Source organism: Lentiprolixibacter aurantiacus, from assembly GCF_026241225.1.
Lineage (GTDB): Bacteria > Bacteroidota > Bacteroidia > Flavobacteriales > Flavobacteriaceae > Lentiprolixibacter > Lentiprolixibacter aurantiacus.
This window is the reverse complement of the sequence record NZ_JAPFQP010000001.1, coordinates 96,258-112,606: the sequence shown is the minus strand read 5'-3', so window position 1 is coordinate 112,606 and position 16,349 is coordinate 96,258. Positions and strand designations below refer to the sequence as shown.

Annotated in this window: 12 protein-coding genes; 2 read left to right on the top strand and 10 right to left on the bottom strand. The window is 44.2% G+C overall.

Translation table 11 applies throughout. The annotated features are described in order from the left end of the window. Positions 1-11 precede the first annotated feature (11 nt). The 9 genes from OO016_RS00490 to OO016_RS00450 all read right to left on the bottom strand — a co-directional run bounded on the left by OO016_RS00490 (position 12) and on the right by OO016_RS00450 (position 8,997). Positions 12-464 (bottom strand): XrtF-associated fRMsr-like GAF protein, encoded by a 453-nt coding sequence (locus OO016_RS00490; RefSeq protein ID WP_266010046.1) that lies wholly within the window; start codon positions 462-464, stop codon positions 12-14. A 114-nt stretch (positions 465-578) separates the two neighbouring features. Then, complete coding sequence (groL, locus tag OO016_RS00485; RefSeq protein ID WP_266010044.1) at positions 579-2,210, bottom strand: chaperonin GroEL; 1,632 nt, start codon at positions 2,208-2,210, stop codon at positions 579-581. Between the two features lie 21 nt (positions 2,211-2,231). Further along, the gene (locus OO016_RS00480; RefSeq protein ID WP_266010041.1) at positions 2,232-2,510 is read right to left on the bottom strand and encodes a co-chaperone GroES; all 279 of its coding nucleotides are present in this window, start codon (positions 2,508-2,510) and stop codon (positions 2,232-2,234) included. 137 nt (positions 2,511-2,647) lie between these two features. Continuing rightward, positions 2,648-3,016 carry a preprotein translocase subunit SecG gene (secG, locus tag OO016_RS00475; RefSeq protein ID WP_266010039.1) on the bottom strand — a complete coding sequence of 123 codons (369 nt, stop codon included), beginning with the start codon at positions 3,014-3,016 and terminating at the stop codon, positions 2,648-2,650. A 4-nt stretch (positions 3,017-3,020) separates the two neighbouring features. Beyond that, positions 3,021-3,935, bottom strand: coding sequence for a DUF8458 domain-containing protein (locus tag OO016_RS00470; RefSeq protein WP_266010037.1), 915 nt, complete (start codon positions 3,933-3,935; stop codon positions 3,021-3,023). A gap of 6 nt (positions 3,936-3,941) precedes the next feature. Further along, positions 3,942-4,487, bottom strand: a complete 546-nt coding sequence (locus OO016_RS00465; protein WP_266010035.1) for an LptE family protein — start codon at positions 4,485-4,487, stop codon at positions 3,942-3,944. Positions 4,488-4,489: 2 nt separating this feature from the next. Beyond that, positions 4,490-5,752, bottom strand: coding sequence for a sigma-54 interaction domain-containing protein (locus OO016_RS00460; RefSeq protein WP_266010033.1), 1,263 nt, complete (start codon positions 5,750-5,752; stop codon positions 4,490-4,492). Positions 5,753-5,754: 2 nt separating this feature from the next. Beyond that, the gene (miaB, locus tag OO016_RS00455; RefSeq protein ID WP_266010030.1) at positions 5,755-7,197 is read right to left on the bottom strand and encodes a tRNA (N6-isopentenyl adenosine(37)-C2)-methylthiotransferase MiaB; all 1,443 of its coding nucleotides are present in this window, start codon (positions 7,195-7,197) and stop codon (positions 5,755-5,757) included. A 147-nt stretch (positions 7,198-7,344) separates the two neighbouring features. Continuing rightward, the gene (locus OO016_RS00450) at positions 7,345-8,997 is read right to left on the bottom strand and encodes a glucosamine inositolphosphorylceramide transferase family protein (protein ID WP_266010028.1); all 1,653 of its coding nucleotides are present in this window, start codon (positions 8,995-8,997) and stop codon (positions 7,345-7,347) included. Positions 8,998-9,346: 349 nt separating this feature from the next. Between OO016_RS00450 and OO016_RS00445 the strand changes: the two genes are divergently transcribed. After that, positions 9,347-10,588, top strand: coding sequence for an LVIVD repeat-containing protein (locus OO016_RS00445; RefSeq protein WP_266010026.1), 1,242 nt, complete (start codon positions 9,347-9,349; stop codon positions 10,586-10,588). 1 nt (position 10,589) lies between these two features. On the opposite strand, the gene OO016_RS00440 is transcribed toward OO016_RS00445, so the two are convergent. Further along, complete coding sequence (locus OO016_RS00440; protein ID WP_266010024.1) at positions 10,590-13,730, bottom strand: WD40/YVTN/BNR-like repeat-containing protein; 3,141 nt, start codon at positions 13,728-13,730, stop codon at positions 10,590-10,592. Positions 13,731-13,865: 135 nt separating this feature from the next. On the opposite strand from OO016_RS00440, the gene topA reads away from it, so the two are divergent. Continuing rightward, a complete protein-coding gene (gene topA / locus OO016_RS00435) occupies positions 13,866-16,346 on the top strand; it encodes a type I DNA topoisomerase (RefSeq protein WP_266010022.1) in 2,481 nt (826 codons plus the stop codon). Positions 16,347-16,349: the final 3 nt, after the last annotated feature.

The following is a 16,349-nucleotide window of genomic DNA, read 5'->3' as shown; positions in this document are numbered from 1 at the left end:
ACCACTAAGTTTTAAAGAATTTTAGAGACTTCGGCATTGACAAATTCAAGGAATTCTTCATCGGCCTTGCCAAAGGGATCTATGGTATTGGAATCAATGTCTATCTGACCAATATTGACACCGTCTTTGAAGAGGGGAATCACAATCTCGGACTTGACCGTCAGGCTGCAGGCAATGTAATTGTCCTGTGCTTTTACATCCGGGACCACGAAGTTCTTATTGCTCACCGCAACCTGCCCGCAGATGCCCTTTCCGAAAGGAATTATGGTATGGTCCGTTGGATTCCCGGCATAAGGGCCAAGTTTTAGCTCTTCTTTGTCGCCGTTTCGGAAATAAAAACCAACCCAGTCGTAATAAGAAATACGCTCCTTTAGTAATTCACATACCCTTTGCAACCTATCGTTTACAGGGACAGATTCATCTTTTAGGAGCATCAAAACTTCTGAGCGCAGCTTGTCAGTCATTGCGTTGTTTTTATGTAAAAGTATTTAATTTTTATTAGCCTCTTTGTGAAATCTTTAAACCAAAAAGCCGCCCGTTTATCCGGGCGGCTTTATTGAATTCAAATTATGGTCATATTACATCATGCCCGGCATTCCGCCTCCACCCATTGGAGGTGCTGCAGGGGTGTCTTCCTTGATGTCTGTCAGAGCACATTCCGTAGTCAGGATCATTCCGGCCACAGAAGCAGCATTTTCCAGTGCAATACGGGTTACCTTCTTAGGATCAATAATCCCGGCTTCCATCATATCGGCATATTTCTCTGATTTGGCGTCGTATCCAAAATCACCTTTTCCTTCGTGAACTTTGGCCACAACTACAGAGCCTTCTCCACCGGCATTTTCTACTATGGTACGAAGGGGTGACTCAATAGCCCGGGCAACAATTTGCAAGCCGGTAGCTTCATCGGCATTATCTGTAGAAACCTTGGACAGGACTTTCTGAGCCCTTACGAGGGCAACGCCTCCACCGGCTACAATGCCTTCTTCTACAGCAGCACGGGTGGCGTGAAGTGCATCGTCCACACGGTCTTTTTTCTCCTTCATTTCCACTTCTGAGGCAGCACCTACATAAAGTACGGCTACACCACCAGAAAGCTTGGCAAGTCTTTCCTGAAGTTTTTCGCGATCGTAATCGGAAGTGGTGGTCTCTATCTGGGATTTGATCTGATTAACGCGGGTTTTGATGTTCTTCGCTGCTCCGGATCCGTTAACAACCGTAGTGTTGTCCTTGTCTATAGTAACCTTCTCACAGGTACCCAGCATATCAATAGTGGTGTTCTCCAGGGAGAATCCGCGTTCTTCGCTGATTACAGTTCCGTTGGTCAGGATTGCGATGTCTTCCAGCATGGCTTTTCTTCGATCTCCAAAACCTGGTGCTTTTACTGCGGCGATTTTAAGGGATCCCCTTAGCTTGTTTACCACCAGGGTTGCCAGTGCTTCACCATCTACGTCTTCAGCAATAATAAGAAGGGGTTTGCCAGATTGAGCAACTGGCTCCAGAACAGGAAGCAAATCCTTCATAGTCGATATCTTCTTGTCGAATAAGAGGATATACGGGTTGTCCAGATCAGCGATCATTTTTTCTGAATCCGTTACAAAGTAAGGAGACAGATATCCCCGGTCGAACTGCATTCCCTCCACTACGTCTACGTAAGTGTCGGTACCTTTTGCTTCTTCCACGGTAATAACACCTTCTTTACCTACTTTTTCAAAAGCTTCAGCGATAAGTTCTCCGATAGTTTCATCGTTGTTGGATGAAATAGAGGCAACCTGCTTGATCTTCTCTGAGGAATCACCAACTTTTTTAGCCTGTTTGGACAGGTTTTCAACGATGGCCTCCACAGCTTTGTCTATTCCGCGTTTCAGGTCCATTGGGTTGGCACCTGCAGCTACGTTTTTCAGTCCCTCTTTAACTATTGCCTGTGCCAGTACGGTTGCCGTAGTGGTCCCGTCACCAGCCAGGTCATTGGTTTTGGAGGCAACCTCCTTAACCATCTGTGCACCCATGTTTTCAAGGGCGTCTTCCAATTCAATTTCCTTTGCAACAGTTACCCCGTCCTTGGTTACCTGAGGTGCTCCAAAGGTTTTGCTCAGGATTACGTTACGCCCTTTGGGCCCGAGAGTAACCTTTACTGCATTTGCAAGGGCATCCACTCCTCGTTTGAGGCCGTCCCGTGCATCAATATCAAACTGTATGTCTTTTGCCATTTTATAGTCGTTTTTTAGTGGTTATACAATTGCCAGAATATCACTTTCGCGCATCATCAAATAGTCTGTACCCTCAAGTTTGAGCTCCGTACCGGAATACTTACCATACAATACGGTATCTCCAACTGCAACGGTCATCTTTTCGTCCTTGGTTCCGGGACCAACAGCAACCACTTTGCCTTTTTGGGGTTTTTCTTTAGCTGTATCCGGGATATAGATACCGGAAGCGGTTTTGGTTTCCGCTGCCATAGGTTCAATAAGAACCCTATCTGCCAATGGTTTGATGTTCACTTTAGCCATAGTTATGTTTTTAGTTTAAATTTTCAGGATTGCTATAGTCAGAAACTGTGCCATGGCACAAAAACTGACAGATTGTTAAACAAAAATGCCAGCTTGTCACATAAGCTGGCATTGTAAGCTGTTATTTTCATAAATACCTACTGAATGGTATCTGCAGGGCTGCTTCCTTCAGTTGCAGGTAATTCTTCAGGTACTTCTTCGGGAACCGTTTCAGGCACTGTTGTTTCCATGTCATCCCCCTGCAGTAGTTTGGATTCAGCTTCGGCAAAATTCCCCTTCAGGGCTACATTGGAAAGTAGTATCAGCACAATTAGCAGTGTGGCCAGCGTCCAGGTACTTCTATCAAGGAAGTCCCCGGTCTTTTTGACCCCTCCAATCATCTGATTTCCTCCACCTCCGAATGAAGATGACAGTCCGCCTCCTTTAGGGTTTTGTACCATGATCACCAGAACCAGCAGAAAGCATACGGCAATGATCAGGACTAGGAATATTGTAAACGTACTCATAGGGTTACGGTTTATTTTTTTGCAATTTTTTCACCGCTTTAATTCGGTCTGCAAAGAAACTACTTTTTTCTGGATATTTCAAACTTAAGATTTTATAGGCCTGTATGGCTTTTTTGTACTTTTTCTGTTCCAGGTAAACCTGGGCCAGGGTCTCTGTCATCAGGGCCTTTTTATCCATTTTAGTGGATGAACTGATGTCCACTTCTTCAGCGGCATTACCCACGGCTCCAATCTTTGGGTTTTCCTCAATGAATTTATCAATCAGTTCAAATTTTTCCTTACGAGCCAGGCTTTCTTCTTTTGATTCCTTGTCGGACGGTTGATCCTTTGTTTCGGCCCTTTCCTGTTTTCGGACCCCTTTCAGGGAGGTAAGCTGTAACCATTCACTGAAGGAATACTTTTCATCCCGGGTAAAAGTGATGGGTTTTCCAAGCTGCAGGCTTTCTTCGGCTTCCTTTTGCTGGGTCAGACCTTCATCTGAAGGTTCTTCCCTGGATTCAAAAAGGTCAGGATTCAATATTTCTTCTGCGTCACTGATAGATCTGGGCAGGGGAAGGTCTTCGGTTTCGGGGATGAGTTCCGTATTCCGGTCCAGGTTGGGCAGCACCTCTTCTGACTCGATTTCTTCATCGGCCAGTGCTGTTTTTCCGGATACCGTATCGGCTATTTTGTTCTGCAGGAACTCTTCTGAAGTGATAAAATCAAAAAGGATATCCCTATCAGTAGTATGGGCAGCTGCAACCTTGAGCGCATTGTTGTATTTATAGCTGTTCAGGGTTTTCAGCCCTTTGAGGTGCAGGGCCCTGGCTGCCTGGAAATAGGGAAATTCCTTGAGGATCTCTTCCAGTTGCTGGGTCTGACTTTCCTGGATTACCTGGTCCGGGTTTTGCAGCAAATATGTAAAATCGGATACCTTCATTCCGGATTACCAGTTGGCCAGGGATTCGTTGAAAATATCCTGGTTAATTCGTTCAAAAATCGCCTCATGTGCCTCATCACGAACGGATGACAACTGTGCATTGGCATCGAAATCAAAGAAGAAAGAAAACCGCCTTTCGAAATCGGCATCGTCCTTGGTGCGATTGAAGAAGCGCACATTGATGCTCATCGTCAACCGGTTTTGCGCAGCCCTTTGTTCGGCTGTAGCCGTCATTGGGGATATCCGGTACTCCACAATTTCACCTTCATAGAGAAGGTCCCCATTGGAAGAAACCAGGTCCAGGTTGGTCTGGTTCAGGATCACATCCTGAAGCGAAAGGGTAAATTCCCGGTCCAGTCCGGGCTCAAATATGGAACCTGGACTCTGAGTAGCGTAATTCTGGAAATAATTGACCTGGAAAGTTGTTGCGCTACCCACATCGCCACCAGTAAAATTGTACGCACCGCAGGCCAGGACAAAGAATAAAGGAATAGCCAGTATCCAAAGGCTCCGGAGCCTTTGAACTTTTTGATATTGAGATTTCCTGTGCATCCTTAGAGGTCGTATTGTTTGATTTTTCTGTAAAGGGTTCTTTCAGATATACCGAGCTCTGCTGCCGCTGCCTTTCTTTTTCCCATGTTCCGTTCCAGGGACTTTTTGATCAGCTCGATCTCCTTTTCCTGTAAAGATAGGGTTTCCTCTTCTTCAATCTCCTCGGCAAAGTCGTACTTGTCTTCATGAGGGGTGTTTACTGGTGCGTGGTTACCTTTTTCAGGCATTGGCAGGAGTTCTACTGAACTTCTTTCCTCCTGCAATGTTTCTCCATTATCCCCGTAGATTTTCTCGATCAGCGGTCCGTGTTCTTCCTGTACTTTGGAGAGGTCGCTACTATTCAGCAACTCCAGAGTGAGTTGCTTCAGGTCGTTCAGGTCAGACTTCATGTCGAAGAGCACCTTGTATAAAATTTCACGCTCGTTGCTGAAATCACCCTCACTTTTCTTAGGGCTAATCACCGCAGGCAAATTCGAATCATTTGCATTGGGCAGATAACTATTCAGGGCAGACAGGGAAATATTCCTGCTTTTTTCCAATACCGATATCTGCTCGGCCACATTGCGCAGCTGACGGATATTTCCGGGCCATCTGTACTTTATCAATAACTGTACGGCATCGTCTTCCAGCCTTACAGTAGGCATCTTGTATTTTTGGCCAAAATCTGAAGCAAATTTCCGGAACAGAAGGTATATGTCTTCCTGCCGTTCCCTTAGCGGTGGAATGTTTATTTCCACGGTACTCAGGCGGTAGTAGAGGTCTTCCCGGAACTTCCCTTTCTTGATGGCTTCCAGCATATTCATGTTGGTGGCTGCCACTATGCGTACATTGGTTTTTTGAACATTGGACGAACCCACTTTCAGGAACTCACCGTTTTCCAGCACCCTCAGAAGGCGTACCTGTGTGGTGAGCGGAAGTTCACCAACTTCATCGAGAAATATAGTGCCACCGTCGGCCACTTCAAAGTAACCACTACGTGTTTGGGTGGCCCCGGTAAAGGCACCTTTTTCGTGACCAAATAATTCACTGTCTATGGTCCCTTCCGGAATGGCGCCACAGTTAACTGCAATGTATTTCGCGTGCTTTCGGTGTGAGAGGGAGTGTATAATTTTAGGAACTGCTTCTTTACCCACGCCACTCTCACCAGTGACCAGGACAGAAATATCTGTAGGGGCTACCTGTATGGCTTTTTCCAATGCCCGGTTTAGCTTTTCATTGTTGCCAATGATACCAAAACGTTGTTTTATTGCCTGCAGATTCTCCATGTCTAGTCTTTTGAATATCCTACGGCTTCCCCAATTAGTGTTGCAGATGTGCAGTCGCTTATCCTTACGTTCACAAAATCGCCAACTTTGTAGTTCTCCTTGGGGAAGACTACCACGGTGTTCTGGGTATTCCTGCCCATCCAGTGTTCTTCAGATTTTTTTGAATTCCCCTCTATCAATACTTCCTCAACCCTGCCCAGGTGTTGCTGGTTACGATACAGGCTGTGTTTCTGCTGCAGTTCAATGATCTCCCTGAGGCGCCTTTTTTTCGTTTCCATGGGAATGTCATCCTCCAATTTACGGGCCGCCAGGGTTCCGGGCCTTTCCGAATAGGCGAACATAAAGCCAAAATCGTATTTCACATACTCCATCAGACTAAGGGTGTCCTGGTGGTCTTCTTCGGTTTCCGTAGGGAATCCTGCAATCATGTCCTGGCTGATACCGCAATCTGGGATCAGGCGTTTTATGTTATCTATGAGTTCAAAGTATTCCTCCCGGGTGTGCAGGCGATTCATTTTCTTCAGGATTCGATCGCTTCCGCTTTGTACGGGCAAATGGATATAGTTGCAAATATTCTCGTACCTGGCCATGGTTTCGATAACCTCCACCGTCATGTCCTGAGGGTTGGAGGTGGAAAAACGAATACGCATACCGGGCTGGGCTTCCGCAACCATTTTGAGCAGGCCTGCAAAATTTACGGCAGTTGCTTTCTGCATTTCTGAGGCTTTTTCAAAATCCTTCTTCAATCCACCACCATACCATAGGTAGCTGTCAACATTCTGCCCCAGCAGTGTAACCTCTTTAAATCCTTTATCCCAAAGCTGGTTTATTTCTTCCACAATGGAATACGGATCCCTGCTTCGCTCTCGCCCACGAGTAAAGGGCACAACGCAAAAAGTGCACATATTGTCGCAACCCCGGGTAATGGATACAAAAGCAGTTACGCCATTTGAATTCAGTCGAACCGGAGCTATATCCCCGTAGGTCTCTTCTTTGGAAAGGATAACATTGACCGCGTTTCTGCCTTCATCAACCTCCTTCAGCAGGTTGGGCAGGTCTTTGTAGGCATCGGGCCCTACCACCATATCCACTATTTTCTCTTCCTCCAGCAATTTGCTTTTAAGTCGTTCGGCCATACAGCCCAGAACTCCTACTTTGAGATGCGGACGTGATTTTTTTTCAGCGTTGAATTTCTCCAGTCTCTTCCTTACCGTGAGTTCGGCTTTTTCGCGTATGGAACAGGTATTTACGAGGACCAGGTCTGCCTCCTCCAATTGGTCGGTGGTATTGTAGCCCGCTCCCGTAAGGATGGAAGCTACTATCTCGCTGTCAGAAAAGTTCATCTGACAACCGTAACTTTCGATGTACAACTTACGGGCATTAGCCTTGTTGGGCTCAATAAGCAGGGCCTTTCCCTGAACAGATTCATCAATTACCTTCTCCATAAATATATACTGTCATCTGCTTTTAGGCAGGCTGCAAAGATAAGATATATACCAAATTTATGACAATTTGACAGTTAAATAATTACCAATTCTTACGCAACGCGCCCGTTCGGCTTGTATCTTTTCTAATTAAAAAGAAGGTTGATTTTATTTTTTCCGAAAACATGCATCTATAACAAATAAATCCTCAGTTTGATGTAAATGGTGAGTTCCAATGAGACCTTTATGAAAATTTGGCATTACTCTAAGGATATTCTCTTCTTCATACTCTTCAAGCGATAGTTTTGTAATTTTATTAATGTTTAGACCTCTACCATAAATTCCATCGGCGTTATATTGTGAAGGTCGGAAAAACTCATTTTCGAATTTAAAAATTGAACCTCCGTTTCGCGCAGATTTAGAATTAATTATGACAGGATTTTGTTTATGTTCTTCAATCTTTTCCAATTTCAAAGAGTCAACTCGGTAAACATATAACTCATTATCAAAACTTGTAGTTTCTGAACTTTTATTAATAAAAAGCCATTTTTGATTTTTATTATCTTGATAAAAATGAGCATCAAAAACAATTTCACCTTCAAATGCTGTAGAAAATAATTCCCAATTATTTGGGAATTCAATGCATTTATAAACTTCCAATCTTTTGTTCTCGTGTGTATCTGGTATTAGATATATTTCCCCATTTTCTTTACAGATGAATGGATAGGATAAATGGTAATCTAAATCTAGTACATCGCAAATTTCTACCACTGTATCTTTTTCTATTCTACCACATGATATTTTACCTTTTCCACTTAGATAGGAATAATTTTCAAAAAAAACATAATGATTATATTTATATTCGAATAAAAACGGATCTGCCCAAAATTCATTTTTGGGCAGATTGACGGGCTTTAATCCGAATAAGGTAGATTCTATAAAAACTCCTTTTCCTATAAACAATGTCCAGCAACTATATCGAACATTAAATATCTTTTTTTCAATTTTTCTAATCTGCCGCATTAATATTTCGAAGTAAAAACCAAAAATATATTTAACAGTATTATTTAAATCAGGCGATTTGAAAATAGGATTGTTGTATGTTTTTGATTTAGCAGGAGAATAATCTCCATTTTTTAATTTTTTCAAGTTTTTAAACAAAAGTGACACGGAATCTTCGAGAATCTTTCTATTCGTTAAAACAAAGGACCTTGTTTTATTTGAATTTGTTTTATCAATTATTAATTCACCATCACGTTCTGATGTTAATTTTTGAAGAGTAATTCCAACACTGGGTTTTTTTAATATTATTTCCCAAAATCCTGCCGGTACTCCGCTATTTATGGGTTTATCTTCATAATGAAATGACCAAATACCATATTTTGAAGATTCTAAAATGTTCCCTCTAATATTATTAAATTCATGTTGGAGAATGATGTCAAGGTTATGTTCTCTAATCATTTCACTATCCTTAATGCTAAAAACATCAAAAAATCCTGTTCTTTTCGGATTTAAATTCACACAAGGAATTTTATGGAGATGATTAATTATTTCCTCTTTATTGACAGTTACTTTTTCTGGATATAATCTGTTTTCAATTTTACATTGAAAATCAAATAGGGCTTTACCTATCAAGCTTATTGAACTTAATATTTTCAATAAAATATTTTTTTTAGAGTGTGAATTTTTGACATTTTTTCTTCCGTCTTTAATCAACAATGAAAGTTTTAAATTTTCATCATCAATTATGTTATTAATTATTCTTAATTCATAATTTCTTAATGATTCAAAATCTCTTATTAAAATTCCAATCTTTAACATAAATCTATTTTTACTTATCTAAGAATTAGAAGGTTATAGTTAGCCTAAAGTAATCGCAGTATACCCAAAATAAGGGTATTTGAAAATTTGATTCACAAGTTTAATATATATATATCGATTTAGGAGTATTATTTGATGATAAGTTCAATAATGGAGGACTTCTCCATTGCCGATTCATCAATAGATTTTTCCGTGTATTAACAGTCTTATTCTTATGAACGGGCAGCGAAGTTCAAGTTTCTCAAGATCTTCGGACAATTTGACAGTTAAATAATTACCAATTCTTACGCAACGCGCCTGTTCGGCTTGTATCTATTACATACAACCTCTAATTAATAATTAACAAGCTATGAAAAATGTGATCTACCCTCTTTATGGCCTCTTCCTGATTCTCACAACTGTTTCCTGCGAGAAAAATAACGATGACCTTTATGACGATTATCTGGTGGCCCGCCCCCTGGTCATGAGCCTGGAGGAATTTAAAAACAGTGTGGATATCATTGCTCCTGTGCCTGTGGAAGAATCCGGAAAGATTTATGCCTATAATGATTACATATTTGTCAATGACAAATACAAGGGGGTTCATGTAATAGATAACAGTAACCCTGCTGACCCCCGCAAAATATCCTTTATTAAGATCGCCGGGAATGTTGATATTTCAGTAAAGGACAATTACCTGTATGCAGACAGTATTACTGACCTTATGGTGTTCGATATATCCGACATCAACAATATTCAAATAGTCAGGCGATTGGAAAATGTACTCCGGGATAATATCATGTGGCCCCTGGAAGCGGATATTTTTGAGTATGAGAACCTGAATTATGGAACAGATATTCTCGTAGGCTGGGAATTGGTAACTGAGCGCAGGCTCATTTCAGAATACGAAAGCCGCTGGGGTCAGGTAGACATACTTATGGCAGAAGCTATGGATGCCGGCAATGTTGGGCAGGGTGGTTCTCTGGCGCGCTTCAAAATAGTCGGGGATTACCTCTACGCTGTGGATAGTCACAATATTAACGTATTTGATATCAGTGATATGGATAACCCTGCGGATCTTGATGATGTTTATGCAGGCTTCGATATAGAAACCATATTCTACAATGGGGAACACCTGTTCCTCGGCAGTATGCGCGGCATGTACATTTACGATATCACCGTGCCGGCCACCCCGGAATTTGTATCAGAATTCCAGCACGGTACTGCATGCGACCCCGTTGTGGTGGACGGAGACTATGCTTATGTTACGTTGAGGGGCGGTAATAATTGCGGGGCAACGGAGAGCGGTTTGTTTATCGTTGATATTTCCAATATCTCCAGTCCTGAACTCGCGGTTAGTTACCCAATGGATGGGCCTTACGGTCTTGGGGTCAAGGATGAAAAACTATTTGTCTGCGATGGAGACAGTGGTTTGAAGGTTTACGATAAAACAGATATACACAACCTGCAGATGCTTGATCATTTCCAGGATGTGGTGACCTTTGATGTAATACCCATGCAAAATCAACTTCTTATGGTTGGTGATGATGTGCTTTATCAGTATCAGTACAACCAGGATGGGATTAGCTTATTGAGCACCCTTGCGCTTTGAATTAGTTAAATGAAATCATTTTAATCTGATTTTCATCAACCAGTTTATTTATTTGATTTACATAGGTTATCATAAGACGACCCAGTGCCTTCATTTCAGTTCCTAGTTCGTTTTTCACTTCCACAAAAAATTCTTTGGCCTGATCGGTTGGTGGATAATCCCCCCGCTGTGAGTCGGCCATGAGGAAGGCCAGCCTGTTATTGATCCGAATACCATAATTAAGGGGGTCCTGCCTGCTTTGATTCCTGGTCATATGGATATTGTTTTCCACCTGGCTTAATTCGGATTCAAAACGGTTTACAAGCTCCAGCACCTCCGGCTTGTCATCAGCTTTCTGTTTGAGGTATTCCAGATCTTTTTTGATTTTCCGAATGCGAACAATGGCCTCATTGGCCCTGCTTACCTCATTCCGAACCTTTATCAGGAAATCGAATTGCTCCTTGTAATCCTCGGGGGTGTTGGATTGTCGGGGATCTTTGACGATTTGAAAAGACTGCTGGGAGACTTCGCCATTGTAACTTAGAGACACTTTGTATGTGCCAGGCACGGCCTTGGGCCCCACATTAGGAGAGGAGTACAGTACCATACCCTCAAATGCCCTGAAGCCTGGGTATCTCATATTCCAGACAAAACGATTTCCCCCTTTTTTCACTTTTAATGCTTTTATAGCATGTGGATTGTATTTATCCTCCTCGGCCTTATTTGAGTACCGTTGAATAATTGTTCCATCTGCTTCTTTGATTTCAAGCATTACCGTATCAGTTTCTTTCAGGTCGCGGATGTAGTAATGGAAGATGGCTCCATTGGGATGATTTGTGCCTTCCAGCTTAGTATTGGCCCTTCCCCTTCCGGATTGCTGCATGCGATAGGCCTTGTCCGGTTTAAATAAAATAACCTCCTGCTGATTCATTTCAGGAGATAGTTGCTGAAGGGGGGTGAGGTCGTCTATCATCCAGAAACTCCTGCCGTGGGTAGCTGCAATCAGGTCGTTATCCCGCACGTGCAGATCCCTTATGGACGTAACAGGGAGGTTTAACTGGAAAGGCTTCCAGCTTGCCCCGTCATCAAAGGAAACATACATGCCCCATTCAGTTCCGGCATAAAGGAGCCCCTCCCGTACTTTGTCTGTGCGGATAGCCCTTGTGTAGTGATTTTTGGGTATACCATCAGTGATGAGCGTCCAGCTTTTACCGTAGTCTGTGGTCTTATATAAATAAGGAGTATAGTCTCCGAATTTATAGGAGGTAGCTGCTACATAGGCAGTACCCTTTTTAAAAGGGCTGGGATCAATGCAATTGATCATGTTAAGCTTAGGGGACATCCCGGAAGGGGGAGTTATATCTTCCCAGGTTTCCCCATTGTTGCGGGTAATATGGATTAGTCCGTCATCACTTCCGGTCCAGATTACACCGGGCTCCTGCGGAGACTCTGCTATAGCAAACAGGTTGGAATAAAACTCTGCTCCGGTATTATCCTGTGTTATGGGCCCGCCGGACGACTTAATGGTTTCAGGTATGCCCCTGGTCAGGTCTGGTGAGATCAGTTTCCAGGATTGTCCTTCATTTTCCGTAGCATGCAGGAAGTTAGAACCGGCGTACAGGCGTTTCGGGTTGTGCATGCTGAACAGCACCGGAAAATTCCAGTTAAAGCGGTATTTCATTACCTCAGCCCCGGAACCAGCAGGGTTGTCCGGCCAGACATTGACCGACCTGGTCTGGCCAATATCATGATCCATGCGCATCATATACCCCTTGTAAGTACCTCCGTAAACAATGTCCGGGTTGTTAGGGTCTGGAGCCAAATGGGCACTTTCCCCTCCTGCACTGGGTTCCCAGTCGCGTTCTGTTATGGAGCCGCCTGAAGTGCGGTGCAAAATTCGCAAGGTACTGTTGTCCTGCTGTGCACCGTAGATACGATAGGGGAAATGGTTGTCAGTGGTAACTCTGTAAAACTGTGCAGTAGGCTGGTTGTAATAAGTAGACCAGTTATTTCCTCCATCATTTGAAATCTGTGCTCCGCCATCGTCCGCAATGATCATGCGATTATTGTTGCTGGGATCAATCCAAAGATCGTGGTGGTCGCCATGGGGTGCATTTTTAAGGGTAAAGGTTTTTCCTCCGTCGGTGGATACCCCGTAGCTAACATTCATAACATAGACCTTGTCTTCATTCTGGGTATCTGCATAAATACGACTGTAATACCAGGCGCGCTGACGGAGTGCCCTGCCCTCATTTACCTTTTTCCATGTTGACCCACCATCATCGGATCGGAATACCCCTCCTTCTGCCGCTTCAATAATGGTCCATATCCTATTGGAATTTAAAGGGGATACGGCAATCCCCACAATACCCCATGGGCCATCCGGCAGTCCGCTTCTTTTGGAGATATCTGTCCAGGTATCCCCACCATCCGTACTTTGGAAAAGTTTGCTGTCCGGTCCGCCGCTGTCCATGCGATAACCGTTTCGTTTCATTTGCCATGTAGAGGCATAGATAATTCTGGGGTTGTTGGGGTCCAGTATGAGGTCGCCTGCACCCGCCTTGTCGCTTACATAAAGTATTTGCTCCCAGTTTTTTCCGCCGTCCACGGATCGGTAAACGCCACGTGTCTTGTTGGGGACCCATAAATTACCTATAGCACCTACGTAGACGATATCCGGATTTTGGGGATGTATGCGAATCCTGGAGATATGCTCTGATCCTTCCAGTCCGATGAACTCCCAGGATTTTCCGGCATCCATGCTTTTCCATAACCCATGTCCTGAAGATACATTACCCCGCAGTGTTTGTTCGCCTTCACCTACATAGATCACGTTTGGATCCGATTCTGATACAGCTATTGCCCCGATGGATCCGCCAAAATATCCATCTGAAATACAACTCCATGTACTTCCCGCGTCTTCGGTTTTCCATACCCCGCCTCCAGCGGTACCCATGTAATACAGGTTGGGATTGTCCAGTACTCCGCTGACGGTTCCTGCTCTTCCTCCCCGGTATGGTCCCACCAGCCTCCAACTAATTCCCTCATACAGGTTCTGGTCAAATGAAGTGGCTTCTTGTTTTTGTCTTCTTCTTTGTGCTTGATTTTCCTGCACCGGGAAGCTCAGCAAAAGGCCAAGAAGGAATAAATAAATGGCTTTCATTATATAGTGTTCTGGTCCCTGTCTAAAATAGGGATTAATTCGGGTTTTTCCAGCCCCCAAAGAAATGGTGAACTTAGGGGGTGCATATTGCAAATAAAAAAATTCATATACTTTTGTCAGCACAAAAAGCTTCGCATGGCCAAGAATTTAGTTATTGTGGAATCGCCCGCAAAAGCCCGGACAATAGAACGTTTCCTGGGGAAGGATTACAAGGTAGCCAGTAGTTTCGGACATATTGCAGACCTGCCTTCCAAGGAGCTCGGGGTGGATATTGACAATAACTTTAAACCCAAATACATTGTAAATGCCGAGAAGAAGCCGGTAGTAAAAAAGCTTAAAGAGCTCGCGAAAAAAGCAGAAACTATATGGTTGGCAAGTGATGAAGACCGGGAAGGGGAAGCTATATCCTGGCACCTGGTGGAGGCCCTGAACTTAGACCGCAGCAAGACAAAGAGGATAGTATTTAACTCCATTACCAAGTCGGCCATACAACGTGCTATAGAAAACCCACGCAGCATTGACTACAACCTTGTGAATGCCCAGCAGGCTCGCAGGGTGCTGGATCGTTTGGTGGGATATGAACTCTCCCCGGTACTCTGGAAAAAAATTAAGCCCGGCCTTTCGGCAGGAAGGGTACAATCTGTTGCTGTACGTCTAATTGTTGAGCGGGAGCGAGAGATCCTCGCTTTTACACCGGAGTCTTCATTCCGGGTTACTGCCCAGTTCCTCACTAAAGAGGGGACAGGTTTCCAGGCAAAACTGGGAAAAACTTTTCCGACACGCGAAGCCGCCCAAAGTTTTCTGCAAAAAAATATCGGGGCTGAGTTTGCGGTTGAGAACCTGGAGAAGAAACCGGCTAAAAAATCGCCTTCGGCACCATTCACAACTTCCACACTGCAACAGGAAGCGTCCCGGAAACTTTATTTTTCAGTATCAAGGACCATGCAGGTAGCACAGCGGCTTTATGAAGCCGGACTGATCACCTATATGAGAACAGACAGTGTGAACCTGTCCAAGGAAGCCCTGACTGCCGCCAGGAGTGCCATTGTAAATAGTTATGGTGAAGGGTATAGCCAGGTCAGGAACTATACGCGTAAAACAAAGGGGGCGCAGGAGGCTCACGAGGCGATCCGGCCAACGGACATGAGTTTGCAGTCTCCATCACTTGAGCGCGACCAGGCCCGACTTTATGAACTTATCTGGAAACGCACCATTGCCTCTCAAATGAGTGATGCTAAACTGGAGCGTACCCTGGTTAAGATTGGGTGCGACAAGCATGGGGAACAATTTACAGCAAATGGGGAGGTGATTAAGTTTGATGGATTTCTGAAAGTTTATATGGAAGGTAAGGATGAAGAAGACCTTACCGAAGAGCAGGCCGGTTTGCTACCCGTCATGAATGAGGGAGACCCCCTTACGAATCAGCAGATAATGGCCACGGAGCGTTTTAGCAGAGCTGCCTATCGCTACACCGAGGCCACCCTGGTAAAGAAGCTGGAAGAACTAGGTATTGGAAGACCCTCTACCTATGCGCCAACCATTTCCACAATCCAGAACCGGGGATATGTGGAAAAGGGTACCGTGGAGGGCCATGAAAGAAAATACAAGCAACTCAGCCTGCAAAACGGAACTATAAAGGAAGTTGACCTCAAGGAAACTGTCGGATCCGATAAAGGTAAACTGGTACCCACAGATATTGGAATGATTGTAAATGATTTTCTTGTGGACCATTTTTCAAATATCCTGGATTACAACTTTACAGCCCGCGTTGAGGAAGATTTTGATGAGATCGCCTCAGGCGAGGAAGACTGGCAAAAGGTAATGCGGGAATTTTACAAGGACTTCCATCCCAACGTAGCCGAAGTGGAGGCTACTGCGGAAAGAGCCAGTGGGGAGCGAGTGCTGGGTACAGATCCTAAAACCGGCAGGCAGGTAGCTGTGAGGCTTGGGAGGTTTGGTCCCATGGTACAGATAGGCACGGTTGATGAGGAAGAAAAGCCGGTGTTTGCCAGCCTGTTGCCTAACCAGTCGCTAAACACCATAACCTATGAAGAGGCCATGGAGCTCTTTAAACTTCCCCGACAGCTGGGCGAGTACAAAGGGGAACAGCTGGAAGCCAATGTGGGTAGATATGGACCATATATAAGGTATGGCAAAAAGTTTGTTTCCCTTGAAAAAGGAGAAGGTGTTTTTGATGTGGATCTGGAACGCGCCATCGAACTGGTTAAGGCCAAGGAAAAAGCAGATGCCCCCATCGCTACTTATGAAGGGCATGAGGTAACCAGGGGCAAAGGTCGTTTTGGCCCTTTCATCAAGTGGAACGGAATCTTCATAAGTGTGGGTAAGAAATACGACTTCAACGCACTTTCCGATAGCGATATTGAGGAATTGATAGAAGACAAGAAGAAGAAAGAAGCCGAGAAGCTGGTGCAGGAGTGGCCGGATGAAGGCATACGCATCGAGAAGGCACGCTGGGGCCGGCATAATCTGATCAAGGGCCGCACCAAGGTGGAACTGGGCAAAGACGTGGAAGTATCAGAGATTTCCCTTGAGCAGGCGCAGGCATTGCTGGCTCAGAAAACACCAAAGAAAAAAACAAGGAAGTCCAAAACTTAATAT